19 protein-coding genes are annotated in these 26,527 nt (G+C 55.9%); 14 read left to right on the forward strand and 5 right to left on the reverse strand.

Translation table 11 applies throughout. The features are described from left to right. Window positions 1-29 precede the first annotated feature (29 nt). The gene (gene leuS, locus HH216_RS15720; RefSeq protein WP_169551672.1) at window positions 30-2,909 is read right to left on the reverse strand and encodes a leucine--tRNA ligase; all 2,880 of its coding nucleotides are present in this window, start codon (window positions 2,907-2,909) and stop codon (window positions 30-32) included. 236 nt (window positions 2,910-3,145) lie between these two features. Here leuS and HH216_RS15725 point away from each other — a divergent pair, with 236 nt between their 5' ends. The 6 genes from HH216_RS15725 to HH216_RS15750 all read left to right on the forward strand — a co-directional run bounded on the left by HH216_RS15725 (window position 3,146) and on the right by HH216_RS15750 (window position 11,270). Next, window positions 3,146-4,930 carry a hypothetical protein gene (locus HH216_RS15725; protein WP_254448444.1) on the forward strand — a complete coding sequence of 595 codons (1,785 nt, stop codon included), beginning with the start codon at window positions 3,146-3,148 and terminating at the stop codon, window positions 4,928-4,930. Window positions 4,931-5,068: 138 nt separating this feature from the next. Beyond that, complete coding sequence (locus HH216_RS15730) at window positions 5,069-6,001, forward strand: D-2-hydroxyacid dehydrogenase (RefSeq protein WP_169551673.1); 933 nt, start codon at window positions 5,069-5,071, stop codon at window positions 5,999-6,001. Between the two features lie 141 nt (window positions 6,002-6,142). Beyond that, on the forward strand, window positions 6,143-8,854 hold the full coding sequence (locus HH216_RS15735; protein WP_169551674.1) for a DNA gyrase/topoisomerase IV subunit A: 2,712 nt from the start codon (window positions 6,143-6,145) through the stop codon (window positions 8,852-8,854). A 27-nt stretch (window positions 8,855-8,881) separates the two neighbouring features. Further along, the gene (locus HH216_RS15740) at window positions 8,882-9,583 is read left to right on the forward strand and encodes a SanA/YdcF family protein (protein WP_174842717.1); all 702 of its coding nucleotides are present in this window, start codon (window positions 8,882-8,884) and stop codon (window positions 9,581-9,583) included. Between the two features lie 154 nt (window positions 9,584-9,737). Further along, on the forward strand, window positions 9,738-10,367 hold the full coding sequence (locus HH216_RS15745; protein WP_169551675.1) for a CAP domain-containing protein: 630 nt from the start codon (window positions 9,738-9,740) through the stop codon (window positions 10,365-10,367). 117 nt (window positions 10,368-10,484) lie between these two features. Continuing rightward, the gene (locus tag HH216_RS15750) at window positions 10,485-11,270 is read left to right on the forward strand and encodes a hypothetical protein (protein ID WP_169551676.1); all 786 of its coding nucleotides are present in this window, start codon (window positions 10,485-10,487) and stop codon (window positions 11,268-11,270) included. On the opposite strand, the gene HH216_RS15755 is transcribed toward HH216_RS15750, so the two are convergent. Further along, on the reverse strand, window positions 11,267-11,815 hold the full coding sequence (locus HH216_RS15755; RefSeq protein ID WP_169551677.1) for an RNA polymerase sigma factor: 549 nt from the start codon (window positions 11,813-11,815) through the stop codon (window positions 11,267-11,269). The genes HH216_RS15750 and HH216_RS15755 overlap by 4 nt on opposite strands. A 551-nt stretch (window positions 11,816-12,366) precedes the next feature. Here HH216_RS15755 and HH216_RS15760 point away from each other — a divergent pair. The 3 genes from HH216_RS15760 (at window position 12,367) to miaE (ending at window position 14,136) form a co-directional block, all read left to right on the forward strand. Continuing rightward, window positions 12,367-12,930, forward strand: a complete 564-nt coding sequence (locus HH216_RS15760; protein ID WP_169551678.1) for a DinB family protein — start codon at window positions 12,367-12,369, stop codon at window positions 12,928-12,930. Window positions 12,931-13,037: 107 nt separating this feature from the next. Next, window positions 13,038-13,445, forward strand: a complete 408-nt coding sequence (locus HH216_RS15765; protein ID WP_169551679.1) for an EVE domain-containing protein — start codon at window positions 13,038-13,040, stop codon at window positions 13,443-13,445. Between the two features lie 94 nt (window positions 13,446-13,539). Then, window positions 13,540-14,136 carry a tRNA-(ms[2]io[6]A)-hydroxylase gene (gene miaE / locus HH216_RS15770; protein ID WP_169551680.1) on the forward strand — a complete coding sequence of 199 codons (597 nt, stop codon included), beginning with the start codon at window positions 13,540-13,542 and terminating at the stop codon, window positions 14,134-14,136. 79 nt (window positions 14,137-14,215) lie between these two features. On the opposite strand, the gene HH216_RS15775 is transcribed toward miaE, so the two are convergent. Beyond that, window positions 14,216-14,377: a lmo0937 family membrane protein gene (locus HH216_RS15775; RefSeq protein WP_169551681.1), complete on the reverse strand. Its 162-nt coding sequence runs from the start codon at window positions 14,375-14,377 to the stop codon at window positions 14,216-14,218. A gap of 315 nt (window positions 14,378-14,692) precedes the next feature. Between HH216_RS15775 and HH216_RS26015 the strand changes: the two genes are divergently transcribed. The 3 genes from HH216_RS26015 to HH216_RS15785 all read left to right on the forward strand — a co-directional run bounded on the left by HH216_RS26015 (window position 14,693) and on the right by HH216_RS15785 (window position 18,290). Continuing rightward, window positions 14,693-15,316: a hypothetical protein gene (locus tag HH216_RS26015; RefSeq protein WP_254448445.1), complete on the forward strand. Its 624-nt coding sequence runs from the start codon at window positions 14,693-14,695 to the stop codon at window positions 15,314-15,316. A 1,535-nt stretch (window positions 15,317-16,851) separates the two neighbouring features. Further along, window positions 16,852-17,706, forward strand: a complete 855-nt coding sequence (locus HH216_RS26020; RefSeq protein ID WP_254448837.1) for a RecB family exonuclease — start codon at window positions 16,852-16,854, stop codon at window positions 17,704-17,706. Between the two features lie 194 nt (window positions 17,707-17,900). Then, entirely contained in the window at window positions 17,901-18,290 is a 390-nt protein-coding gene (locus tag HH216_RS15785) for a DoxX family protein (RefSeq protein ID WP_169551682.1), read from the forward strand. Window positions 18,291-18,920: 630 nt separating this feature from the next. Here HH216_RS15785 and HH216_RS15790 read toward each other — a convergent pair. Continuing rightward, on the reverse strand, window positions 18,921-20,318 hold the full coding sequence (locus HH216_RS15790) for a TIGR00341 family protein (RefSeq protein ID WP_169551683.1): 1,398 nt from the start codon (window positions 20,316-20,318) through the stop codon (window positions 18,921-18,923). Window positions 20,319-20,402: 84 nt separating this feature from the next. Between HH216_RS15790 and HH216_RS15795 the strand changes: the two genes are divergently transcribed. Both HH216_RS15795 and HH216_RS15800 read left to right on the forward strand, forming a co-directional pair. Beyond that, entirely contained in the window at window positions 20,403-21,641 is a 1,239-nt protein-coding gene (locus HH216_RS15795; protein WP_169551684.1) for a cation:proton antiporter, read from the forward strand. A gap of 19 nt (window positions 21,642-21,660) precedes the next feature. Further along, window positions 21,661-22,971, forward strand: coding sequence for a DUF2254 domain-containing protein (locus HH216_RS15800; protein ID WP_169551685.1), 1,311 nt, complete (start codon window positions 21,661-21,663; stop codon window positions 22,969-22,971). Between the two features lie 405 nt (window positions 22,972-23,376). On the opposite strand, the gene HH216_RS15805 is transcribed toward HH216_RS15800, so the two are convergent. Next, entirely contained in the window at window positions 23,377-26,508 is a 3,132-nt protein-coding gene (locus tag HH216_RS15805; protein WP_169551686.1) for an efflux RND transporter permease subunit, read from the reverse strand. Between the last annotated feature and the right edge of the window lie 19 nt (window positions 26,509-26,527).

The raw sequence follows: 26,527 nt of genomic DNA on the forward strand, positions 1-26,527 counted from the left end.
CCCCGCTCTGTTCTGATGGACGATAAAAACTAGATCACTACGTTGACGATGCGTTTCGGCACGACGACGACCTTCTTAGGCGTCTTGCCTTCCAGCCATTTCTGCACGACCTCGTCAGCCAATACCTCATCTTCGATCTCCTTCGGTGCCCGGTCGACGGCGAAGTTGAGCGTTGTCCGCACCTTGCCATTGATCTGAATCGGGTACTCAAACGAGTCTTCGACCAGGTAGTTCGGGGTGAAGACCGGGAATGGCGCGTACGACACCGTGCCGGGCTCGTTGCCCAGCTTCGCCCACAGTTCCTCGGCGATGTGTGGCGCGTAGGGCGACAGCAGCAACACCAGTTCCTGCAAGACGGCCCGCTTGTGGCAATTGAGGCTCGTCAGTTCGTTGACGCAGACCATGAAGGCCGAAATAGACGTGTTGAACGAATACGTTTCGATGTCGTTTTCGGCTTTCTGAATCGTGCGGTGCAGCACTTTCAACTCAGCAGGCGTGGGATTTTCATCCGTCACGATCCACTCGCTCTCACCGGTTGCGTTGTCTTTATAGAACAGCCGCCACAACTTCCGAACGAAGCGGTAAACGCCGTCGATGCCGTTGGTATTCCACGGTTTAGCCTGCTCCAGCGGCCCGAGGAACATCTCGTACATCCGCAGCACGTCGGCCCCGTATTTCGTGACGATGTCGTCGGGGTTCACTACGTTGAACTTCGACTTCGACATCTTCTCGACTTCCGCCCCGACAATATATTTGCCGTCGGGTTCGATAATAAACTCAGCTCCGTCGGCCAGATCAGGACGCGCCTTTTTGAACGCTTCGATGTCCAGCACGTCATTGTCGACAATGTTGACGTCAGCGTGGAGGGGCGTTACGTCCTGTCCGTTGATCTGATTGAGCGACACAAACACCGGGGCAATGCCTTCGACGCCCGTACCTTTAACCCGGTACACAAAGTTGCTTCGGCCCTGAATCATGCCCTGATTGATGAGCTTTTTGAACGGCTCATCCTGTGGCACGTAGCCCCGGTCGTGCATGAACTTGTTCCAGAACCGGCTGTAGAGCAGGTGGCCCGTTGCGTGCTCGGTACCGCCAATGTACAGGTCGACGTTCTGCCAGTAGTCGACATCTTCTTTGCTGGCGAAGCGGTCAGAATTGTGCGGGTCCATATAGCGGTACCAGTACCACGACGAGCCCGCCCAACCCGGCATCGTGCTCAGTTCGTAGTCGTATTCTTCCTTGTATTTCCACCCTTCCGCGCGGCCTAACGGGGGTTCGCCCGTTTCGGTCGGCAGGTATTTATCGATGGCGGGCAGTTCGAGCGGTAGGTCTGATTCGTCGATCAGGTAAGGCAATCGACCCGTCGAACCGTCATTCTCGCCGAAGTACACGGGAACGGGTTCGCCCCAGTAGCGTTGGCGACTGAACACGGCATCGCGCAGGCGAAAATTGACCTTGCCTTTGCCCATTCCACGTTCTTCCAGCCAGGCAATCAGCGTCGCCGTGGCCTCCTTGTAGGTCAGGCCATTAATGATTCTCGAATTGATGTAATGACCTTCCTTCGTGTTGTCGGCCTGCTGATCGAGGTCCTTCTGCGCGTCAAGGACAGGGATGATCGGCAGATTAAAGTGCTTGGCGAAGCCGTAGTCGCGCTGATCGCCCGACGGAACGGCCATGACCGCGCCCGTGCCGTAACCCGCCAGTACGTAATCGGCCAGGTAGATGGGGACGGGCTCGTTGTTCAGCGGATTGAGGCAGCAGCTGCCCGTAAACACACCCGACACGCCTTTTACGTCGGCCATCCGGTCGCGCTCCGAGCGCATTTTGGCTGCGTTGATGTACTCCTCAACGGCCTGCTGCTGTTCGGGCGTCGTCAGGCTCGGCACCAGTTCGTGCTCCGGGGCCAGCACCATAAACGTCACGCCATAGATCGTGTCGACACGGGTGGTGAAGACCTCGATGAAGTTTGTGGTTTGAAGTTTGTGGTTTGTGGTTGCTTCGCTTTCATCAACCTTAGACGTTAAACCTTGAACCTTAAACCGCACGCTCGCGCCGACCGATTTGCCGATCCAGTTGCGTTGTTGTTCCTTGATTGACTCAGTCCAGTCGATGGTGTCGAGGCCGGTGAGCAGGCGATCGGCGTATGCGGTGATCCGCATCATCCACTGCCGCATCAGTTTTTGCTCAACGGGGTAGCCGCCCCGCTCTGATACGCCGTCTTTCACTTCGTCATTGGCGAGTACGGTACCCAGTGCCGGGCACCAGTTCACGACCGCATCGGCCAGGAACGTCAGGCGGTATTTGAGCGTGATGGCGTACTGCTCCGTTTCGCTCATTGCGTTCCACTCGTCGGCCGTGAACGACGTAACGTCGTCATCGCAGGCCGCCTGAACGCCCGCTGTACCGTTGGCGGCAAACTTCGCCGTCAGCGTTTCGATAGGCTCAGCATGATCGGTTTCTTTGTTATACCACGAGCGGAACAGTTCCATAAAAATCCACTGCGTCCACTTGTAATACGATGGGTCGGAGGTGCGGATTTCGCGGGTCCAGTCGTAGCTGAAACCGATGTTTTTCAACTGCTCGATATAGCGCGTCAGGTTGGCTTCGGTGGTCACGGCGGGATGCTGACCAGTCTGAATGGCATACTGCTCAGCGGGCAGACCAAACGAGTCGAAACCCATGGGGTGCAGTACGTTATATCCTTTAAGTCGCTTGTAGCGGGCAACAATATCCGACGCGATATACCCCAGCGGATGGCCCACGTGCAGCCCGGCACCCGATGGGTAGGGGAACATGTCAAGCGCGTAGTACTTTGGTTTGTCGGTGTCGGATTTTGGGCTGAACGTGTTGTGGTCGTCCCAGAATTGCTGCCAGTATTTTTCGACTTGCTGGTGGTTGTAATCGGCCATGACGGAGTAGGTGGGGGGCTATCGGTGGGACGGCCCCGCAAAATGAATTGCAAAAATAGCCGTTTACCGAGACTTTTGCCCGACCGGATTTTTATTAGACAGGATTACAGGATTGACAGGATTTTATTTGATTCATTCATCGCCGGGCTGGCGTTCCAGACATGACACCACGGTAATGGATGACTTACATAAAATTCCACAAATCCTGCGAATCCTGTAATCCTGTCCAAAAATCTATGTCTAACCTCGCCGTCGCGCCAATCGTACCGCACCAGCAAACCAGCTATCGGCTGTGGCTGGCCTATGCGGGGCTGGCGGTGCTGACGGGCTTATTGGCGGTGGGTATCGTCGGCGATTTTAGCCACCCGCTCTCCGACGGTACCGACACCGATCAGTTTGAGTACGTAGGTTATGTGTTTGCCAGCAACCTGACGCTCTGGCCCTGGCCGATGCTTCATCTGCTGAACAACCAGACGTTTTACCCCTACGGCATCAACCAGATTTTTCTCGACTGGGGCTTCGAGCGTGACTACTGGTACGCCATCTGTTACCGGCTGTTTGGTCCCGCCGGGCCGTACCTGCAATACTACTACGTTTACACGCTGGTGCTGACCGCCGTTGGGAGCTGCGCGCTGCTGCGACCCTGGTACGGCTTCGCGAAAAGTGCCTTGTTTGGGTTGGCCGTGTCGGTGTTCAACGTCTACGCGGTCTGGAAATTTCCGGTGCACATGAACGTCTGCATCGACCACTGGACGGTGCTGTGCATGGTGGCAACCTACCGGCTACTGCGCGACGTGCTCGACCGCCGACCGCTCACGCTATCGTTTGTGCTGGTCTGGGTATGGCTACACGTGCAGGTGCTGGGGCAGGAATTGGCCTACGTCGCGGGTTACGCGCTGACGTTTACGACATTGACGCTGCCCGTGCTGGGGTGGGCGTTGTGGCGTTGGTATCAACAAACGGGTTGGGCAGGAATTATCGCCGGATTCAAACCCGGTGCGTCGGGCTGGCTAATGATCGGGCTGATTCTACTGAGCCTTTGGCTGTATCTGCCGCTGACAATTCAGATCGCGTTTGGCGCGTGGGGCTTCGATTTCGCGGAGGTGCCGCTGGCTCCGCTCTGGTCTAGTCCGGTGCGGCTGCTGATTCCGTATCTGCCCGGCCTGCACACCTTCGACCATGACTATTCGCGCTGGATCCACGACATCTACGAAAGCTTCGGGCAGGGTAGTCCGGGGTTGGGGTTAGTGGTACTGGCGGGATTGGGTTGGTGGCAAATTCGTCGGCGGGTGGCCCTGTGGCTACCCATCGGGTCGATGCTGGTACTGTGCCTGCTCTATCACCCGGTGCTTCTACCGACGTTGAAACTGTTTCCGTGGTTTACGTACAATCGGCACGGTGGCCGCGCCAGTCTGGTCTATCCGGTATTGTTCGGTCTGCTGGCCCTGTCGGTGCGGTGGCCCCGGCATCGGGTGGGGGCGGTAATCGGTATAGCGGTGCTGGGTCTGCTGGGGGCTGAGTGGTACACCGCCTATCGACTCCGTGAATTCGTGCCGACGCCGGTCGTATCGGCCGATGTGCTGCGTTATTGCGCCGTTATCCGGCAACAACCCGGTGTGGCCGTGCTCGATTTTCCGTTCTGCACCGTCGGGGCCGACGGGGTTGGGAAGAAGGAAGGACTATGCCCGTACTACGTGCGGCAAAACGCCGTGTTTACCTTCCGGCGGTTCTACGATAAGAAAGGGGTTGGGCAGTACTTCGGGCGGTTACACCCTGATCAGATTCAGCCCTTCCTGCGCGACAACTGGCCCCGTCTGCTTGCGCCCGGTCACGTCTTCACTGATACCGACTGGCAGTTTCTAGATAGCTTTTTACGGGAGAATCACTTCGCCGGTATCAACCTCTACCCCGACCTGCTAACACCCGAACAACTGGCAGGGTTCTACCGACGCTACGGCAATCCCATCGCCCAAACCCGTTTCCCTGAAGCTGGGCGGTTGGTGTTTGTGCCTTTGAGATGAAGTAGCGTGGCGGGTCCAGGTCCGGGTGGGCGCGCTACACGCATCCGCAACCAGTAAATCACCGCTGCTGCAAGCCAATCCGCTTAATCTTCGGTTACTATTGATAATTACGAACGACAAACCAGCTACCCCTTCATCATGGACCTTTTCATTTATCCGACCCTTTCTGAGCCTGTAAAAACGCAGTTACAACTGCACACACCCAACGATGTGGCGCTGGTTTTTCGGCAGGATTTGCCCGAATCTGAACAGCAGGCAGCGTTCCAGCAGGCCGATGCGCTACTGGGCAACCCGCCATCTGACTGGTTCGACAATGGGCCGGCCAGGCTGGCGTTCTGGCAGATCGACTCGGCCGGGTTCGATAAATTCAGCGGGGTAAAAACCTCGGCGCAGGTGGCCAACATGGGCGATTACTTCGCGTGGCCCTGCGCCGAAACGATGATCGCCGGTATTCTGGGTCTGTACCGACGCATTCCCGAACTGGCCGTGCTGCAAAGTCGCAGCGAATGGATTGGTGCACCCCTGCGCGAACAGATGCAGGTGTTACGTGGTAAGCGGGTCGTGGTGCTTGGTACCGGCACCATCGGAATGGCGGTAAAGCAGATGCTGGGAGGCTTCGACTGCTCCGTTCGGATGCTGGCCCGTACCGATCCGCAAGCCGATCTGCACTCGGCCGACGAACTGATCACTGAACTACCCGAAACCGACCTGGTCATCAACTGCCTGCCCGGTACGGCGCGGGGCTTTGTCTCAGCCGCCGTCATTGCGGCCATGTCGCCGACCTGCGTCTATGCCAACGTCGGGCGGGGGAGCACCACCGACGAACCAGCCCTGATCGATGCCCTACAAACGGGTAAGCTGGGCGGGGCCGTACTCGACGTGACCGAGACCGAACCGCTACCCACCGACAGTCCGCTCTGGACGATGCCGACTGTGCTGCTGACCCAGCATACCGGTGGTGGATTACCCAACGAAGACGGCGGTAAAGTGGCGCAGTTGCTGCGAAATCTGAACCGCTTCCGGGCGGGGCAAGCCCTCGAAAACGCGGTTGAGCTGGGACGCGGGTATTGAGCGTAAGTGGTGATGCTTTCAGGCTTTGTAGCGAATAGGGCGGGTTTTTTTAACTTTTCTTCGTATATTTAGGGAGTCGAACGGTGGCCATTTCGGTGGCTTTTGCCGCTCGATATTCATAGCAAGTTTGTGTAATCATTCATGATAGACGAAGAAAATCTGGACCCGATGGACGAGTCGGCCGAACAGCCCGGTGATCCCACGCCCGCCGATGCTGAGCTACCCCCGGTCACCGAACCCGATGGGCAGTCGGCTGACTCGACTACCGAAACCCAGGTGCTGCACGACCAGACGGTCGTGTCGGGTCTGTACGAAAACTACTTCCTCGATTACGCGTCGTACGTAATTCTGGAACGGGCGGTACCAGCCGTGGAAGACGGCCTCAAGCCCGTTCAGCGACGCATTCTGCACGCGCTGCGCGAGATGGACGACGGTCGCTTCAACAAGGTGGCCAACGTGATCGGGCAGACGATGCAATACCACCCCCACGGCGACGCATCAATTGGCGAAGCCCTGGTCAATATCGGGCAGAAAGAACTGCTCTTCGACACGCAGGGCAGTTGGGGCGACGTGCGTACGGGCGATGGAGCAGCGGCTCCGCGTTATATCGAAGTGCGGCTGTCGAAGTTTGCCCACGACACGGTTTACAATGAGAAAACCACCGAGTGGCAGTTAACCTACGACGGCCGTAAGCGCGAGCCGGTAACGCTGCCGGTGAAGTTTCCGCTGCTGCTGGCGCAGGGGGTGGAAGGCATCGCCGTGGGCCTGTCGACCAAAGTGCTGCCCCATAACTTCAACGAGCTGATCGACGCGTCGATTCAGGTGCTGAAAGACAAACCGGTGCAGTTGTTTCCCGACTTCCAGACGGGCGGCCTCATTGATGTCAGCAATTACAACGATGGGCACCGGGGCGGTAAAGTGCGCGTTCGGGCCCGTATTGAAGAGGTTGACAAAAAGACACTGGCGATCCGCGACGTCCCGTACGGCGTAACGACTTCACAACTGATTGATTCGATCGTAAAAGCGGCCGAGCTGGGCAAAATCCGTATTAAGGCACCGAGTCGTAACGTGGCCGCTGTGGTTGATAATACGGCCCGCGACGTCGAGATTCTGGTTCACCTGCAACCCGGTGTTTCGCCTGACGTCACGATTGACGCGCTGTATGCCTTCACCGACTGCGAGGTCAGTATTTCGCCCAATGCCTGCGTTATCATCGGCGACAAGCCCCACTTCGTCAGTGTCAGCGACATTCTGAAGGTCAACACCCATCAGACCGTAAACCTGTTGCAGCGTGAGCTGGAGATTCGCCGGGGTGAGCTGATGGAGCGGCTGCTGTACAGTTCGCTGGAAAAGATCTTTATCGAAAACCGCATCTACCGCAAAATCGAAGAGTGCGAAACCTTCGAGGCCGTACTGCAAACGATCGATAAAGCCCTCAAACCGTTCAAGAAACAGTTCTACCGCGAAATCGTGGAGGACGACCTGATCCGGCTGACCGAGATCAAGATCAAGCGGATTTCGAAGTACGACGGCTTCAAAGCCGAGGAGTTGATGCGGAAGCTGGAGCAGGAACTGGCCGAAGTCGAAGATAACCTCGCCAACATCACCCGCTACGCCATTGCGTACTTCAAAGACCTGCAAAAGAAGTATGGCAAGGGCCGCGAACGCAAGACCGAAATTCGGGGCTTCAACACCATTGCCGCGAGCGTGGTGGCCGCTGCCAACCAGAAACTGTACGTCGACCGAGAAAACGGCTTCGTCGGTTACGGGCTGAAAAAAGACGAATACGTCAGCGACTGCTCCGACATCGACGACGTAATCGTGTTCCGGCGCGACGGCGTCTGCGTGGTTACGAAAGTGCAGGAAAAGGTATTCGTTGGTAAGGATATTCTGTACGTGTCGGTCTTTAAAAAGAACGACGAACGGAAAATCTATAACCTCGTGTATCTGGACGCGAAATCGGGTATTTCAATGATCAAACGGTTCCCCATTACGGGCGTCACCCGCGATCGGGAATACGACCTGACGATGGGCAGCCCCAAGTCGAAGATCACTTACTTCAGCGCCAACGAAAACGGCGAAGCGGAAGTAATTACCGTAAACCTGACGGCGCAGAGTTCGGCCAAGATCAAGCAGTTCGACTACGACTTTGCCAGTGTGGGCATCAAAAACCGGTCGGCGCAGGGCAACATCCTGACCAAATACCCGGTGCGGAAGCTTACGCAGAAAAGCGGGGGCGTTTCGACGCTCGGTGGGGTCGACATTTGGTACGACGAGCACCTGGGCCGGCTCAACCGCGACGAGCGGGGGCGGTTACTGGGTAAGTTCGACGCCAAAGACAGCATCCTGGTGATTTACAAAGACGGGCAGTACGAACTAACCAATTTCGACCTGACCAACCGCTACGAACCCAATGAGATTCAATCGTTGAACCGGTTCGAGCCGGAAACGGTGGTGTCGGCGGTGTATTACGAAGCCAACCAGAAAGCGTGGTACGTAAAGCGGTTCAAGGTCGAGACAACGACGCTGGATAAGAAATTCAGCTTCATCGGCGACGTGAAAGGGTCGAAGAATCTGGCCGTAACCACCGATCACCATCCGCGCATCGAAATCGTGCATCAGGTCAAAGACCGGGGGCCGGTGGAGAAGATGGTGCTGGAGCCGGAAGGATTCATCGAAATACGGGGCTGGAAGGCGTTAGGCAACAAATTGCCCTTCGCCCGCGTAAAGGATGTTAAACTGCTGGAACCGAAAGTGGTCAAAGAAGCACCCGCTGCTGTTCAGACCCCTGTTCTGGCTGAAGCCGAAGAGCCGGAAACGAAAGAAACGGCTCAGTTAGGGTTGTTTTCTTAACTTTACCCGTACTACCGCAAACTCCTCATGAACACCACGTTTGCCACCGACTATGCCGACGATATGCCCCACACGGAGGGTACCGGCGTGCGCGTGGTGAAGCGCATCGTGAAAGGCATCATTGTGCTGTCGTTTGCGGGCGTGGTGCTCATATTGGTCAGTAACTGGTGGGTGGTTTACAACACCCGCCAGCAGACCTATTTCGACATCCATAAGCTACCGGCCAACGACGTTGGGCTGGTGCTGGGAACGAGCAAATTTGTGCGGTCGGGGAAGGAAAATCTGTTTTTTCGCTACCGGATGGAAGCGACCGCCCGGCTCTGGAAAGAAGGCAAGGTGAAATACCTTGTGCTGAGCGGCAACAACGATTCGGAGTATTACAACGAACCCGCCGATATGCAGCGGGCCCTGGAAAAGATGGGTGTTCCGGCGTCGGTCATGACGCTCGACTATGCCGGGTACCGCACGTTCGACTCAGTCGTGCGCTGCAAAGAGGTGTTCAATCAGGAAAAGATTACGATTATCTCGCAGAATTTCCACAACACCCGCGCCCTGTTCATCGGTAATCACGAAGGCATGGAAGCCGTTGCGTTTGCCGCGCAGGATGTACCGGATGGGTATTCGCTGCGGACGCTTATCCGCGAATACCTCGCCCGGCCGTACGCCATTATGGATGTGTACCTGCTACGCCCTACTGTGGAAACCAGCAACTGGCGGGTGGGGAAGTAAGCGTACGGTTTTCGACATACAGGTTTAGTTTTCAGCAATGGGCTTCGGTCTGTTGCTGATTTTGTTTGTGGGAAAAGTTGATAGTTGAAAACAGGATCATGTACGTACTAAGCTGCATAGGATACCGTTTAATCAACAAATCACCTTACGCTTTATGCAACGTACCCCTTACCTTTTCATCATTGTTGCCCTGTTGGCTGGTGTTACTGCCTGTCAGACCGAGTCGGATTCAACGGTTCAGACCCCCGCGCCGGTACAATCGTCGACCTACACTGAGCGCACGGATGCTGCCACACCGGATGGTGCCACACCGGACGGTGCCGTAACCCCTGATCTGTCGGGCGCGAAAGTGGCTGCGGCTACCTCGGCGCAACAGCAGGAAATGCTGACGTACATCAATCAGGCCCGGTCAAAATCCTGCCAATGTGGTACGACGACCTACCCGGCGGTTCCGGCGCTGACCCTCAACACACAGCTCAACGCTGCTTCCGACGCCCATGCCGTCGACATGGCGACAAACAATTATTTCAGCCATACGGGCCTGGATGGCTCGCAGCCCTGGGACCGTATGACGCGGGCGGGTTATAGCTGGCGGGCAGCGGGCGAGAACATCGCGGCTGGCTACACGACGGTACGCGCTACGGTCGACGGGTGGCTCAAATCGCCGGGACATTGCAAAAACATTATGAGCGCCAATTTTGCGGAAGTCGGCGTGGGGTACGGCTACAACACCAACAGCACCTACAAACACTACTGGGTTACCGACTTTGGCAAACGGCGGTAGTACAGCGTTCTCATACGATAACGTCCCGGACAGGAAGTCCCCGACAGGAAGTTCAAGACTTCCTGTCGGGGACTTCCTGTCCGGGACGTTGTATGTTTGCGGCAAACTTGCCAGCGTATGAAAAAACTCTCCCTGTTCGTATTGTTTCTTTGGGTTGCGACTTCCTGCGCCAGCGTTCACCAACGGTCGGAAATCCTGGAACTGAACGATATTTTTCAGGTCCGTCCCCGGCAAACCCTGTTTACATACCAACGGGGGAAGGTCGTGTCAAAGCTAAACACGCAGCTTACAAAAGCCGGTTTGTACGAGCGCAACGATACCCTGTTTGCCGAGTTTATCGCCAAATCGCTGCCCCCGACTGATAACGATCCCGGCACGCTCGATCAGTCTGATTCAACAGCCGTACTGTTTGTTCACCACAACCCCGTGCTGAAGCGTATCAAAGAAGAAAGCCCTTGGTTTAATTATCAGCTCAAGTCGTTCGATATCGACCTGTTCACCGTGCCGTTCAAGTTCCGGTTTCCGCAGGAAGGCCGCCCCGGGCAGTTGAACACAAATCCTAACGTGGGTATTTATGTAGGCCTGCGCTACGACCGGGGCGGGTATCGAACGCTGTTCTTCCGGCGTGAACGTCGATCCGAAATTCGGTCGCTGAGTTTTGGGCTCGGGGGTTTCTCCAGCATCGGTTCGGCACTGGTCAGCTCGTTCACGACCAACGGAGCCATCACCGACGAATACGAGGCCCTGGGTTTAAACTATGGCCTTGCCAGCATCGTCGGTTACAAAACGTTCACGGCTGGTCTGGCCCTCGGGTTTGAGAACCTGATCAGCGCGGACAACCGATTCTGGATTTACCGAAATAAGCCTTACCTGGGTGTAACGATCGGGCTGAACCTTAACTAGCTGAGCTGTGCCTGATAGAGCCGGCGAATTTTGTCGCGCGTGCGTTTCAGCCGCATCTTGACGGCACTGTCGTTGAGCCGGAACTGCCGGGCAATTTCCCGCACATCAAGCCCGTCTTCGTATTTGAGCCGGATCATCCGCACTTCGTCGGGCGAAATGGTATTCATGATCGTGGTTAGATAGTACAGCTGCGTGTCGACGCAATCCTGTTCGTTTCTGTCGTCGTAGACAAACTCCTGTCGTTCGTCGAGGGCTACGAGTGGGGTGCGGCTGGCATGACGCAGCTGATCCATGCAGTAGTTATACGATACTGAATACAGCCACGTCGAAAACGCCGACCGACCCTTAAAGCTGTTCAGGTTACCATAGATTCGCAGAAAAATATCCTGCGTAAAATCTTCTGCCCGGGCCACGTCTTTGGTTATCGACAGGCAACGCCGGTATACCTTGCTGGCGTACCGATTATAGAGTACTTCAAAGTAGTCGTTTTCGCGGGTGTGCAGATACTGCTGTATCAGCTCTTCGTCGCGTAGTTGATGGTTCATACAATTATTCGGTGAGTTAGGGCAACACGTTTTTGTCCAATTAAAGCCGTTCGCTGGCGCGAGACAGCGACAAACGGGACTGTTTCGTGTGTAATCCACAAATATGTAGGTTTCGACGTATGGTTGGTGCCAAAGTCGAGACAGTTACTGGAATTCGATCTATCTAACGGTAAAATATGGCCTGTCTGGAACCGATTTGCACGAACCGGGTCAGTTGCTTCCGGATTGCCACATATTGCGGGGAAATGCGTATTGTACTATATCTGAACAGGCGTAGTTTGACTCAGCGGCAAACGATCGACGCCCGCCGATCAGTCCGATGAATGGGCGATAGTGTGGCAGACCACCAACAATACCGTACCTTTGTTGGTATATACCTCGCCGAAGGAACGCCGGTAGCGGCTGCTGACTGGCGACTGAGAAACCGTTTAGTACACCGGCAGGAGAGAAAACAGACCGCTTGAGTAAAAAATTACGCTGACAACGGCGACCCGATTGCGCTGGTTTCGTTTGTTCAGTATGTTACCTCCCTTTCGCAGCTTTTGAATACTATGGTGCCTAATGATGAATTGATACGGATTATTGATCTGCTCAATACAACGTACGAAAGTGAAGAAGCCTGGCATGGCCCGTCGGTAGTGGAAGCACTCCGGGGCGTAACGCCCGATATGGCGGGCCGCCGAATTGCCCCCAACACGCACAATATCGCCGAACTGGTGTTTCACATGACGAGCTGGCGTATCTTCTGCGTGAAAAAGATGCAGGGTGACGCTAACTTCGATATTCTGACGCCCGACAAGAACTTCGGTGCCCTGCCCGACAAAATCGACGATTTCGAGTGGGAAGCCCTCGAAATGGAGCTGAGCCTGAGTCAGGAAGAACTCATCAACGAACTCGACAAGCGGGATGACGATGAGTTTCTGGAAGACATTGTGCCGGGGCGCGATTACACCTATTACGACATGCTGCACGGTATCATCAACCACGACCTCTACCATACGGGGCAGGTGGTGATCCTGAAAAAGGCACTGGGTGCGGGGTCAAAATACGCCGACGAGGAGGACGACTACAACGACCGGTACGGCAGCACGCAGGACCACGACGATTACTATTGATAAATTTTGACTGACAGACTGATAGAGTGATTGAATGACTCACACCTGTCCCTAGACAGTCATTCAACCACTCTATCAGTCTGTCAGTCTGTAATTCAAAATTTCCCTTGAACTTCTGGCTTGTCAAGTCCGAACCCGACAAATACGGGTGGGACCATTTCACGGCTCAGGGCCGTGCCGTCTGGGACGGTGTGCGCAATTACCAGGCCCGTAACAATCTGAGCGCTATGAAACTCGGCGATCAGGTTTTGTTCTATCATAGCGTAACGAAACCCGGCGTCGTAGGGCTGGCCACCGTTGTGCGGGAAGCCTACCCCGACCCGACCAGCCCCGACGACCCACGCTGGGTGGTTGTCGAACTGGAGCCGGTGATGAAGCTGGCCAAGCCGGTGATGCTGTCGCAGATCCGCGCCGATCTGTTGCTGGGCCGAATGGCACTCATCAAGCAGTCGAGGCTATCGGTGATGCCCGTCCGCCCCGACGAATTCGAACTGATTCTGCAATTGGGCCAGTAGGCAAGTTCAACGTTTGTAGTTCAAGGTTTAACGTTTCGCGGTAGTATCGGCAAACCCTAAACCTTGAACCGCAAACATTAAACACAAAACAACCATGTCCCTGACGACGCTTGGTCTGGAACTGCCCACCGACCCACGCTGGGTCAATATTGCCGAAATGAACATTGGCGATATATTGATCGATCATGCCTACTGCGAACAGAAAGCGGCTTCGTCCTGTATTTCGCTGATCGTGCAATACTCCGACAAAGTCGAACTGGTGAACGCACTGACGCCCATCGTGGCCGAAGAATGGGGGCATTTTCAGCGGGTGCTGAAGGAGTTGAGTAAGCGCGGTATTCCGCTGGGGCGTCAGCGGAAAGATGAGTACGTCAATCAGGTGCGGAGTCGGTTGCGCCGGTCTATCGGCGATCAGAAAGAGCAGCTGATGGACAACCTGCTCATGAACGCCCTGATCGAAGCGCGTAGCTGCGAGCGCTTCAAACTACTGTCTGAGCACGTGGCCGACGAAGGGCTGCGGAAATTTTACCGCGAACTGATGATTTCGGAAGCCGGGCACTACCGGAGCTTCATCGAACTGGCTGAGACATACTTACCCGCCGAGCGCGTGCGCGAACGCTGGAAAGAATTCCTGGCTGTGGAAGCCGATATCATGGCCAATTTGGACGTCCGCAACGACCGGATGCACTAAGATCGATCTACGCTGGAAAAAGAAAAGCCAACCCCGTCAGGAGTTGGCTTTGTCGTGAAATCAGTTGGTTGAGTCAGGATCAGACGCCACGACCCTGTATCAATCGCAGGATAATAGCGATAACTGCGATGACCAGCAGTACGTGGATAATTCCTCCCAGGCCGAAGCTGTTGAAGCCTAGAAAACCGAGCAGCCAGATGATGATCAGAACGACTGCGATGGTGTAAAGTAAGTTACCCATGATTGGTAGTGTTTAGTGATAGAATTAGGTGTATTTGTAGCTAATAACTGAGCATAGAGCAATATGTTCTGAAAAGTGTACAGGATCGACGTCAGATAGAGCCTGCCTGTTCACCAGTTCTCAGGGGTTATACACTGTTTTGTTACTGGCATCAGCATTACGCTACTGGTCATCCGAAGCCCGAAACGATCCCCTCAACAAGCGCCAGACCCGTAGGCTGTCGGGCCGTGATTCGTCGAACAGTATACCCGTGGAGAAACGATGGATGGTTATCTTTACAGAACCCGGAATCAGTTTGGGTAGTACGACAACTTAATGACGTTTCTTAAACAAACGGCTCAACGCATTTACGATTACCACGGTGCCAGCCTGCGCGACGTGTGGGTGATACTGCCTACCCGCCGGGCCGTATCGGTGTTTCTGGCCGAACTGGCGCAGTGCTCCGACCGGCCTTTTCTGGCACCCCACGCGCTGGCCGTCGATGATTTTATTGCCCAGGCGGCTGGCTTGCAGCAGATTGATTCGGTAAGTCTGCTGTTTGAGCTGTACGACGTGTTCCGCGAGATCGACCCTACCGTCGAGTTCGAGCAGTTTGTGGGCTGGGCACCGGTGCTGCTGACCGACTTCGACCGCATCGATCAGTACCTCATCGACACCAAAGCCCTGTTTTCAAACCTGACGGCCGTTAAGCGGCTCGAAGCGTGGAATCTGGAACTGCCGCCCGGCGCGGCCCCATCAGCGAAACGACGGGTACGACACGGTATTTTGCCCTGTTTGATAACCTTAACAAAGCGTACGCCAGCCTTCAGAAGCGGCTCGATCGGCAGGGGCTGGCTTATCGGGGGATGGCCTACCGGCGACTGGCTGAGAATGTCGGTCCACTCATCCGCGACAATACGGCCTATGAACGGCTCTGGTTTGTGGGGTTCAACGCCCTGAGTGCGGCCGAAGAACGGATTATCGAAGTACTGTCGAAGGCCGAAAAAGCCGCCCTGCTCTGGGATGCCGACAGCTACTACGTCGACGATGTTATGCAGGAAGCGGGTACGTTTCTGCGCAAGTACAAACAGAACGGCCTGCTGTTCAGCCGCGACAATCACAACGATCTGAACCAGCCGTCGCTGTTGCTGACGTCGCAAAAGAACATGCGCGTCGTGGGTGTTCCCAACGCCAGTATGCAAACCAAAGTCGCCGGTAAACTGTATCAGGACTGGCAGCACGAAACGCCGGACGCCAGTCAGCCCCGGCCGCTGGACGGGAAATCCCGCAAAACGGCGATTATACTGGCCGACGAAACGCTGCTGGTACCGACGCTCTACGCGCTGGACGAGAGCGTGACGAATCTGAACGTGACGATGGGGCTGTCGCTGCGGAGTTCGCTGCTGTTTACGCTCATCGATACGCTGTTCGAGATGCAGCGGACGGTACACGAGTTTCGCGCCCGCGACGGACGAAACCTGAAGATCCCCAAGTTCCACCATCGGCACGTCGTTAAGGTGCTGAACCACCCGTTCGTAAAGCAGTACGAGCGCATTAATCAGTGCATCTGGCCGGGGGGAGAACCACTGCCCAATGGCGACGTGATGCCGTCCGAACCGCTGTTTCAGTGGATGGCCAAAAGCATCGTGAAGGACCAGCGGGTATACCTGACCCGCGACGATATGCTGGCGCTGAGCAACAACGATCCGCTGATCGATCTACTCTTCCGGCGCTGGTCCGATAGTCGGCCCGATAAAGTGATCGGGGTTTTTTACGACCTGATCGACCTGTTGCGGGAGGTGTACCGCAGCAGTCAGGACGCCATCGAGATCGAGTACCTGTACCTGTTCCACACCCTGCTTCGGCAACTCGAAACCACCCTCCACCGGCAGGCTAGTCAAAGGCAGGCATCGCCCGTGACGGTGAAAAGTTTCCGCACGTTTCTTTACGAACTGATCCGGCAGACGAGCATTCCGTTTACCAGCGAGGGCGACAGCAGCCTACAGGTGATGGGGATGCTCGAAACGAGGGGGCTGGACTTCGACCGGGTCATCATTCTGTCGGTCAACGAAGGTACGCTGCCCAAAGCCCGGAAGATGAACTCACTCATCCCGTTCGACATTGCCCAGGAGATTGGTCTGCCAACCTACCGCGAGCAGGAGTCGGTGATGGCGTATCACTTCTACCGGCTGCTTCAGCGGGCAAGCGAGGTCGTGCTGGTTCACACCACATCGACCGACGCCTACGGGTCGAGTAAGGGCGAGCCCAGCCGCTACATCCGGCAGATCAAACACGAACTGATCCCGGCCAACAGCCGTATCATGCTCACCGAACCAACCGTACGGTTCGGGCGCGAAAGCGGGCTGCCGGTCGATGCGGTCAACGTAATGACGGTACCCAAGACGGTCGAGATTACCGACCGGATTCGATCGTTGCTGACCGACTCCAAGCGGGGACTGTATCCGTCGATGCTCAATCAGTTCGTCAGTTGCTCGATGCGCTTTTACTTTAGCCGGATCGTCAACATCAGTGAGGAAGATGACATCGAAGAGCGGATGGGCGCGGCCGACTTCGGTAACTGGTTGCACAAGGTGCTCGAACGGCTTGATATCGATTACCGGCTCAAGGGGCAGCCTGTCAGCGAGCCAATTATCCGCAGCCTGCTCGAAGAGGAGTTTGCCAACAGCATGAAAGGGCGGGTAGTAGAGTCGGGCATGAACCTGCTGCTCTACGACATGGCCCGGCAACTGATGCTCGATTTTCAGCGGCAGCAAAACAGCCTGCCCAACCTGACGGTGATCGGTACGGAGCAGACGCTGAAAACGAAGCTGCGCGTGTCGATGGGGGAAGGCCGCGACCCGCTGGAGGTGACGATTGCCGGGAAGATCGACCGGATTGAACGCTTCGGCGACATAATCCGTATCGTCGACTACAAAACTGGTAAGGTCGATCTGAAAAATCGGATTTCGCCCGACCAACTCCGCGAGAAGCTACTCCACGACGGTGGGCAGGAGAAGATGCGGCAGGTGTGGCTATACCGGTATCTGGCCCTGAAAACCATTCAGGAGAAGAGTGGACTGCCCCGCAGCGACAACGACGGCGACATTTACCCGGCCGTGGGGATGCCCGTCGAAGCGGGATTCTATTCGTTTCGCGACGTGCCGGGTGGGTTCAAAACGAACCCCGTTCAGTTCGGTACGGAACAGTCGGTAGCCGATTACATTGCGGAGTCGGAGGAGTTGCTGGGCGAACTGGTCCGGGCGATGCTAAACCCCGACGAGCCGTTCAAACGTACCGATCAGCTCGACACCTGCGAATACTGCGATTTCAAAGGCATCTGCGGACGATGATTTTTACGGATAAGGTTTTTATTAGACAGGATTAATAGGATTACACTCTTATCGATAAGAAAATCAAATCCTGTAAACCCTGTAATCCTGTCTATGAAACCAATCCTGTCCATAAAACAAACCCTCGGCGGCTGGGCGGGTTATGTAAGGTGAATCAACGCGTTTTGCGCAACAACCTGTTACATCGTATCGCCATGACTGAAAAAGCAGCCAAGAATATAGCCCGCGTCGCGCTGGGATCGGCCCTGATTTTTGCCGGAGTGAGCCACCTGACCTTTGCCCGCAAGGGTTTTCAGGCGCAGGTACCCGACTTTGTTCCGCTGGAGAAAGATGATACAGTCGTTTACTCGGGTATCGTGGAGATGCTGCTGGGGGGCAGTCTGGTGTTTGCCAATGAGAAGCAGCAGAAAACGGTGGGTCAGATTGCCGGTGGTTTTTTCACCGCCATCTTTCCCGGCAACATTGAGCAGTATACCCGGCACCGGAGTTCGCTGGGCCTAGACACCGACCGGAAGCGGTTTGTCCGGCTGTTCTTTCAGCCTTTGCTGGTGTACTGGGCGCTAAAAAGTACCGACAACATCTAAACCTCGCGTAGGGAATTGCGGCAATGATGGCGTCGACGAGTCGCTGGCCTACGGGGTTGGCGTAGTGGCTCAGCTTTAATAGCGTACCGTACTCTCCCGTGGGAGCCTGCTCGGCGGAAGCCTGTAAAACTTGATTGGATTCGGTTAGTAAAATGACTGGCGAAATAGCATCGACGGAATAGTTTGCGAACGGACCATTGACTGGCTTCTAGTCGATTGGCTGCGTAGAGTAGGAACTCTAATGCTGAGTAAGCGGTTTACTAACCGAGAAAAAAAGTTTGGTATTTAGAAAAGGACAGCCGTTTTGCGACTGTCCTTTTTTTATCGGATCGGCCGGGTGGAGCGATTTACAGTCAGTGATACCAGGCTACTTTATGGGTGTGCCAGATGTATATAAACCTGTGTTTGGTAGGTAAGAAGCGAGGATAGATTGGTCATAAAGGAAAAATGCCCTCTTACACACTGGTAGAAGGCATTTTTGACCCGTATTATGAATACAACCTGAATTGAAAAATCCTGTTTTCAACAGTAATAACACTACTGAATCCGGACCAAAATTGTTGAATAAAAAGAAATAATTCAACTATTCGGATAAAAAATAACGTAAATAAAATGATTGTGCCCATGTGGTTACTCAACGATCAGCTTCACCCGTGGGCTTTTCGTGCGGCTGCGCAGCCAGTTTTCAATACGCTGTTTTTCGGCCGTGGAATGAGGGCGGCTAAACCGGGCATAGACCAGTAGCAGGGTATCTGGGCGGGCGCTGGTAGCCGTCATGAGCAGGGCGCGGGACGCCGTAAATGTCCGAATGTCAGGCATTAACGTTTTGAGTTCGTCGCGCAGATCGGCAACCGGTAACCGCGACAGGTTGGTGCGCTCGATCTGTCGGCGCAGCGAGTCGATGGTCTGGTCTTTACGGGCAATCGACGCCTGACTGTACTGAATAACCTGATCGGTAATGGTCGACGTAATGGCGTCGACATCGACGTTAGCGTCTTTAAAATTGCCCTGTTTCACCACCAGATTTGTGTTGTTGAGGTCGTAACGTGGCATCGACGCCTTCAACTTTGCCAGCGAATCGGCGGGGAGCGACTCGCCGACGAGGGTTAGTTCGAGGGTTGGCAGTTTGCGGTTGAACCGAGCCTTGTAGCCGATTAGCTGCCGGGACTGCGAGTTGATTTCCGCATCGACAAAGCGTTTAGCGTTCTGCTCGAAAATCGTTTTCCGAACAAGCTGATAGCCGAGGTACGTACTTGGTACGATGGCGACGACGACGGCCGCCCAGATCGTCGTTCGGACGCGTCGTTCGACCTGCGCCGAGGGGTAGGGCTTCTGCTGGTAGCCCAAAAATCGTACGATCAGAAATGTGCTCAGGCTGATACAAACGCTGTTGATGAGAAACAGATAAAATGCCCCGGCGAAATAGATCAGGTTGCCGGTTGCGACGCCGTAGCCCGCTGTGCAGAGAGGAGGCATCAGGGCCGTGGCGATGGCAACACCCGGCACGACGTTGCTGATTTTTTCCCGGCGCGAACCGGCCACGATCCCCGCCAGACCGCCGAAAAACGCGATAAACGTATCCCAGACGGACGGTGAGGTGCGGGCCAGCAGCTCTGACTGGGCAACGTGCAGCGGGCTGACCAGGAAATACAGCGTCGACGTGATCAGGCTGAACAGCACGGCGATAGCCAGGTTTTTCATAGCCCGCAGGATCATGTCGAGGTCGTTGATGCCAACGCCCAGCCCGATGCCCATGATCGGCCCCATCAGCGGGGAAATCAGCATGGCTCCGATGATGACGGCCGTGGAATTAACGTTCAGGCCGATGGATGCGATGAAAATAGCGAAGATCAGCGTCCAGAGATTAATCCCCCGAAACTCGATACCCCGGCTGATCGACTGGATGATAGCGGCCTCGTCGTCCTTGTCTTCGTCGAGACTAAACCGGTCGTGTAGAAACCGGCGGAAAGCAAACCACAGGCCTGGTGGAGCAGGGGATGTGGTCGAGTGTTTGTCGGCTGGTGTCATAGTCAGAGGGGAAAACAATCTGGGAAAAATTAAACTTATCATATTGACCCGTTAGTATCTAACGGGTGCTTTTGCCCCTCTGTTATGGCTTTTTTTGATCTGTTTACTATTCTCCTCGTCATAGCCGCTGCGTTTGCCTACCTCAACACCCGTCTGCTGAAACTCCCCGGCGCTATTGGGGTAATGGCCGTTTCGCTGGCTTTTTCGGCCTTGCTGCTGGTATTCAATTCGCTGATTCCCGACGCCTTCGCGACAATACGGGAAGCAATCGCCGGTATCGACTTCTACAAACTTCTGTTCAATGTGATGCTGAGCCTGCTGCTGTTTGCCGGGGCATTCCATACCGATGCATCGAAACTGCGGGTCGAACGGCGGTCGGTCATGTTGTTTGCGTTTGTAGGCGTACTCATCAGCACGGGACTGGTTGGTACGGCCCTGTACTACGCGGCCGACGGGCTGGGCTACGAGCTGCCTTACACGCTATGCCTGCTGTTTGGCGCGCTGATTTCACCCACCGACCCGGTGGCGGTGCTGGGTATTCTGGCCCGCTTTGATCTGCCCGAACAGATAAAGACAAACATCGTCGGCGAATCGCTCTTCAACGACGGCGTGGGGGTTGTGATATTCGCGACGCTCTACCAGCTGGTCGAGTCGGGATCGACGCATCTTGACCCCGGCAAAACACTGCTGTTTTTTTTGGAAGAAGCGGGTGGCGGAGTGCTGCTGGGACTGGCAATCGGCTACGGTATGTACTGGCTGCTGCGCTCGGTAAACGAATACCAGACGGAGGTGCTCATCACGGTGGCCGGCGTCATGGGCGGTTACCTAATGGCTCGGCATCTGCACGTGTCGGGACCGCTGGCCATGGTGGTGGCGGGGCTGCTGGTGGGCGATCAGGCCCGCGAAGATGCGCTGAGCCACACCACTGAAGAGTACCTCGACAAGTTCTGGGAGCTAATCGACAGCATACTTAACGCCCTGCTGTTCGTGCTGATCGGGCTGGAGCTGCTGGTTATTCCGTTTGAGCGGGCGTATCTGATGCTTTCACTGCTGGCCGTTCTAATCACGTTGCTTGCCCGTTATCTGTCTATCCTGATTCCGGTGTCGCTGGCCCGGCGCTGGATCGATCTGGGGCCGGAAGCCCCCGTCATGCTAACGTGGGGCGGGCTGCGCGGGGGGCTATCCATCGCCATGGCGCTCTCCATCGACAACACCATACCCCACAAAGATATCATCGTAACGATCACTTACGCCGTCGTGCTATTCTCCGTGCTCGGGCAGGGCCTGACCATGGAGCGACTCATCCGGCGGCTGTATCCGTAAACCGTAAACTGTATCTTTTATGAAGACAAAACTACGTCAACTCTGGAAGTTGCTGACCGACTCGCTCTGGTTCATACCGGGGCTGATGATTATAAGCTCAATGGCGCTTGGGCTTGGGCTGGTAGAACTGGAAGTGTACTACCCGCTTCACGGCGGCAACGAGTACCCGCTGCTGTTTGGCGTCGGGGCCGACGGGTCGCGCGGTATGTTGTCGGCCATTGCCAGCTCGATGCTAACCGTCGCGGGCCTGAGTTTTACCCTGACCCTGTCGGCCATTTCGCAGGTCAGTAGTCAGTACTCACCCCGGCTGTTGCGCAACTTCATGAAAGACCGGATCAACCAGTTTGTGATGGGGTATTTTACGGGCTCCTTTGCCTACTGCCTCATTGTGCTGCGTACCATCCGGGGCGGTGATGAAGTCACGTTTGTGCCGTCGATTGCGGTGCTGGCGGGACTGCTGCTGGCGCTGGGTGGGGTGCTGGCCCTGATTCTGTTTATTCACCACATTGCCGAGTCGATGCAGGTCGGAACGATCATCTACAAAATCATGGATGAAACAACCGACGCTATCGACAAACTTTTTCCGCAGGAACTGGGCGAGCCGGTCGTATCGGCCACGCTGAACGAGAAGGCTAAGCGACTGCTGAACGAGCCGGACGGCTGGACAATAGTGTCGGCGTCGCGGTCGGGGTATTTGCAAGAGGTCGACAGCGTGCGATTGCTCGACTGGGCCGTTGAACACAAGATGATCGTGCGGCTGGAGCACGATACGGGCTATTTTATCGGTAAAGGGCTACCGATGCTCAGCGTCCGGCCGGTCGACGGACGGGGCGTTGCTGGCAAACTGACCGATGGTGAGTGCGACGACTTGCAGGATTGTCTGCAACTGGGTCGGTACCGAACCGTTGAGCAGGACGTCCGCTTCGGTATTCAGCAGCTGGTCGACGTCGCCATCAAAGCGCTGTCGCCGGGTATCAACGACACCACGACCGCCATCATGGCTATCGACCATCTGGGCGTCGTGATCGGCCGACTGGTGACCCGACCGTTTCCATCACCCTTCCGCACCGACGGCACGCAGCTTCTCGTACTGACCCGGTCGGCGCAGTTCGATCAGATGATGGCCGACGCGTTCGACCTGATCCGGATCAGCGGGAAAGCCAACCACGCCGTTTTCCTGACTCTGCTCCGCACGTTCGACAAGCTGGCCGGGCAAACACACGATTCCGATCGCCTGATGATCATCCGCCGACACGCGGCCCTCGTCCGGGAATTTTCCGACAAAACGCTGGAAACCCGCTACGAGAAGGAGGTGGTTAACAGTTTGTAGTTAGTTGTTTCGCCTTCGCCCCGCGCCATTCTCCTTCAGAGGTTGTCTAGGGAGGTGTTTTTGTCATCCCGACGACAGGAGGGATCTTCGCTAATAGGCGGTTTTATTTGCTTTTACAGAAGATCCCTCCTGCGTCGGGATGACAAAAAAGACGATTCTAGGACCCTAAAATCGTTCACCAAACAACCTCTCAGGGGGCCGAGGGTATAGCTAATCAGAACTTGGTAGCCCTGCTATTTGGATGGCCGGGGGTGAACAGACAAGCACTCGCTAGCCTGCCGGGGAAGGGGGCTGTGAAGACACAGCCCCTGGGGGGAAGAGAACGACAAAAAGCAGCGGCCCCAGCAATGATACCGGGGCCGCTACGAACAACCGTAAACTATAAACTGAAAACCGTAAACCTGCCTACGCCACCGTCTTTCGTTCCCGGCGTTCGGTTTCCCGGCGGATACGGCCGCTGTGAATGAGGTTGTACATAACCGGCAGAATCAGCAGCGACAGGATTGTACAGGTAATCAGTCCGCCGATCATTACCGTTGCCAGCGGTTTCTGCGTTTCCGACCCGATACCCGTGCTGAGGGCAGCTGGCAACAATCCCAGCGACGCCATAAGGGCCGTCATCACCACCGGTCGTACCCTTGTCTGCGCCCCTTCCCGCACGGCGTCGAGCATAGGCATCCGGTTGTGCAGGTTCTCCTTGAACCGGTTGATCAGGATAACGCCGTCCTGCACCGATACGCCGAACAGGCAGATGAAGCCCACCCCGGCCGAGATGCTGAAGTTGATACCCGTCAGCCACAGGGCCAGGATACCGCCGATCAGGGCGAAGGGAACGTTCAGGATAATGAGCGTTGCGTCGATGGCGCTGCCGAAGGTGAAGAGCAGAATTAGGAAGATAATCGTGATACTGATTGGTACGACGATCGCCAGCGTGTGCTCGGCCCGCGTCTGATTCTCGAATTCACCAGCCCAGCGCATCCGGTAGCCGTCGGGCAGCTTGACAGCCGCGCCCACTTTCTGCTGTGCTTCGGCGATGGTACTACCCAGGTCGCGGCCCCGCACCGAGAATTTGATAGCGATAAACCGGGCGTTGTTTTCGCGGTAGACGAAGGCCGGGCCGGAGCGCGTACCAATGTCGGCCAGTTCTTTGAGTGGAATCTTCGAGCCGGAGCGTGTCGGTACGAGCAGGTTGGCAACTTGTTCGGGCGCAAACCGGAACCGCTCGTCGTAGCGCACCTTCACGTCGAAATGGCGTTCGCCTTCGTAGAGCTGCGTGGCCGTTTTGCCACCAATCGCCGTTTCAATCACTGACTGCACCACGTCGGTCGGGACGTTGTACAGCGCCAGCCGGGCGGGGTCGAGCGTGATGCGGAATTCGGGCTGACCCAGGTTGCGGAACACGCCCAGGTCGCTTACGCCGGGCACCTTGTTCATGATGTCGTACACTCGCGTCGCTTCCTTATCGAGCACGTTCAGGTCCTGCCCGATGATCTTGATGGCCATCGACCCTTTCACGCCCGACACCGCTTCTTCGACGTTGTCGGAAATGGGCTGCGAGAAGTTGAAGCTAACCCCCCGGAAACGAGACAGCTTTTTCTGCATTTCGCTGATAAGCTCGTCTTTCGTGATGTCGCGCTTCCATTCTTCTTTCGGGTAAAGGTCCACGAAAAATTCGTTGTTGAAGAAGCCCGTCGGGTCGGTGCCGTCGTTGGGGCGTCCCGTCTGCGAAATCACCCCACGCACTTCGGGAAACTCGTCGAAGATGGCGCGGAACTTCCGCGTGTAGACGTAGCTTTCGTCGAGGGCTACCGAGTAGGGGAGGCTGGCCCGGACGTAGATAGACCCTTCGTTGAGCTGCGGCAGAAACTCCGACCCAATGTGGAACAGGAACAGGTAAAGCGCAAACGCCAGCGAGCCGATGGCGATACCGAAAATGGTGGCCGGCTTGCGAATGGCCCAGGCCAGCGCGGGTACGTAGCCTTTCTCCAGCCCCAGTACGATGGGGTTGTGTCGCTCCCGAACGTTCTTTTTCAGCAGTATCGCGCACAACAGCGGGATCAGTGTCAGGCTGACGATCAGCGAACCGAGCAGGGCAAAGCCGATGGTCCAGGCCAGCGGACTGAACAGCTTGCCTTCAACTTTCTGGAAGGTGAAGATGGGCAGCAGGGCCGTGATGATGATGACTTTCGAGGTGAAAATCGATTTGCCCAGTTCGGTGGCGGTGCTGGCAATCCAGCTAAGTTTGCCCCGCCCGTTGAACTTCATCATGCCCATGTGTTCGGCCCGCAAAGCCAGCATCACAAACAACCCTTCGACCATGACCACGGCCCCATCGATGATGATACCGAAGTCGAGGGCACCGATGCTGAGCAGGTTGGCGGTCATGCCCCGCGCCCGCAGGCAGATGAAGGCAAAGAGCAGCGCCAGCGGAATCACGATCGCTACGGTCAGCGTAGTTCGCCAGTCGGCCAGGAAGATCAGCAGGATAAGCGTGACGAGGAAAATACCCGTCAGCACGTTTTCGCCTACCGTATGCAGGGTGTAGTTATTGAGCGTCGTGCGGTCATAAAACGTCTTGATCCTGACGTCTTTGGGCAACACCTGATTGTTCAGTTCGTCGACTTTGGCTTTTAGCGCCGGGATGACTTCGTTGGGGTTTTCGCCCTTCCGCATCACCACGATACACTCCACGACGTCGTCCTGCCTGTCGCGCCCGACGATACCGAGCCGGGGCTGAAACCCTTCACGTACCGTAGCCACGTCTTTGATCTTGATAGGCACACCGTTAACATTGTCGATAACGATACCGGCTACGTCTTCGGGTTTGGTCAGCAGACCAATACCCCGCACGACGAGCGACTGATTACCCTGCTTGATCACATCGCCCCCGACGTTGATGTTGCTTTGTTGCAGCGCCTGGGCAATGTCGATGGCGGTAAATCCGTAGTTGGCGAGCAGGGTCGGGTTGAGGTCGACGTTGTAGGTTTTGACTTTGCCACCGAAGCTGACGACGTCGGCAATGCCCGGCACACTTTTGATCTGCCGCTCGATCACCCAGTCCTGAATGGTTTTCAGTTCGGTTACGTCTTTGGTTTTCGATTCCAGCGTAAAGCGGTAAATCTCACCGGTCGGGCCGTAGGGCGGCTCGATTTCGGCGTTGGCTCCGTCGGGCAGATCGACGTCGGCCATGCGGTTGGAGACGTTGGTCTGGGCGGTGAAATTGTCGACGCCATCGTCAAAAATCATGGTCACGACCGACAGCCCGAACAGCGACACCGACCGCAGCGTGCTTTTGCGCGGCACCGAGTTCAGCTCAGTTTCGAGCGGGATTGTCACAAACCGCTCGACTTCTTCCGCCGACCGGCCCGGCCACTGCGTAATAACGATCACGTTGGTGTTCGTGACGTCGGGAAACGTTTCAACGGGCGTGTTCATGAAGCTCACGACACCCCCTACGATGATGATCCCGATGCCGAAAAACACGGCAAAGCGATTCGTCAGCGCAAATGTTATGATACTGCGAATGAAGGAATTCATAGATCAATGATTGAGTGAG

The organism is Spirosoma rhododendri (assembly GCF_012849055.1).
Classification (GTDB): domain Bacteria; phylum Bacteroidota; class Bacteroidia; order Cytophagales; family Spirosomataceae; genus Spirosoma; species Spirosoma rhododendri.

Bases quoted from the DNA above. Each gene is read 5' to 3' on its own strand.
- HH216_RS15730 (WP_169551673.1), top strand. From the start codon at position 5,069: ATGGACCTTTTCATTTATCCGACCCTTTCTGAGCCTGTAAAAACGCAG.
- HH216_RS15795 (WP_169551684.1), top strand. From the start codon at position 20,403: ATGGCTTTTTTTGATCTGTTTACTATTCTCCTCGTCATAGCCGCTGCG.
- HH216_RS26020 (WP_254448837.1), top strand. From the start codon at position 16,852: ATGCGCTTTTACTTTAGCCGGATCGTCAACATCAGTGAGGAAGATGAC.
- leuS (WP_169551672.1), bottom strand. From the start codon at position 2,909: ATGGCCGATTACAACCACCAGCAAGTCGAAAAATACTGGCAGCAATTC.
- HH216_RS15805 (WP_169551686.1), bottom strand. From the start codon at position 26,508: ATGAATTCCTTCATTCGCAGTATCATAACATTTGCGCTGACGAATCGC.
- HH216_RS15800 (WP_169551685.1), top strand. From the start codon at position 21,661: ATGAAGACAAAACTACGTCAACTCTGGAAGTTGCTGACCGACTCGCTC.
- HH216_RS15745 (WP_169551675.1), top strand. From the start codon at position 9,738: ATGCAACGTACCCCTTACCTTTTCATCATTGTTGCCCTGTTGGCTGGT.
- HH216_RS15725 (WP_254448444.1), top strand. From the start codon at position 3,146: ATGTCTAACCTCGCCGTCGCGCCAATCGTACCGCACCAGCAAACCAGC.
- HH216_RS26015 (WP_254448445.1), top strand. From the start codon at position 14,693: ATGACGTTTCTTAAACAAACGGCTCAACGCATTTACGATTACCACGGT.
- HH216_RS15785 (WP_169551682.1), top strand. From the start codon at position 17,901: ATGACTGAAAAAGCAGCCAAGAATATAGCCCGCGTCGCGCTGGGATCG.
- HH216_RS15760 (WP_169551678.1), top strand. From the start codon at position 12,367: ATGGTGCCTAATGATGAATTGATACGGATTATTGATCTGCTCAATACA.
- miaE (WP_169551680.1), top strand. From the start codon at position 13,540: ATGTCCCTGACGACGCTTGGTCTGGAACTGCCCACCGACCCACGCTGG.
- HH216_RS15735 (WP_169551674.1), top strand. From the start codon at position 6,143: ATGATAGACGAAGAAAATCTGGACCCGATGGACGAGTCGGCCGAACAG.
- HH216_RS15755 (WP_169551677.1), bottom strand. From the start codon at position 11,815: ATGAACCATCAACTACGCGACGAAGAGCTGATACAGCAGTATCTGCAC.
- HH216_RS15775 (WP_169551681.1), bottom strand. From the start codon at position 14,377: ATGGGTAACTTACTTTACACCATCGCAGTCGTTCTGATCATCATCTGG.
- HH216_RS15790 (WP_169551683.1), bottom strand. From the start codon at position 20,318: ATGACACCAGCCGACAAACACTCGACCACATCCCCTGCTCCACCAGGC.
- HH216_RS15750 (WP_169551676.1), top strand. From the start codon at position 10,485: ATGAAAAAACTCTCCCTGTTCGTATTGTTTCTTTGGGTTGCGACTTCC.
- HH216_RS15740 (WP_174842717.1), top strand. From the start codon at position 8,882: ATGAACACCACGTTTGCCACCGACTATGCCGACGATATGCCCCACACG.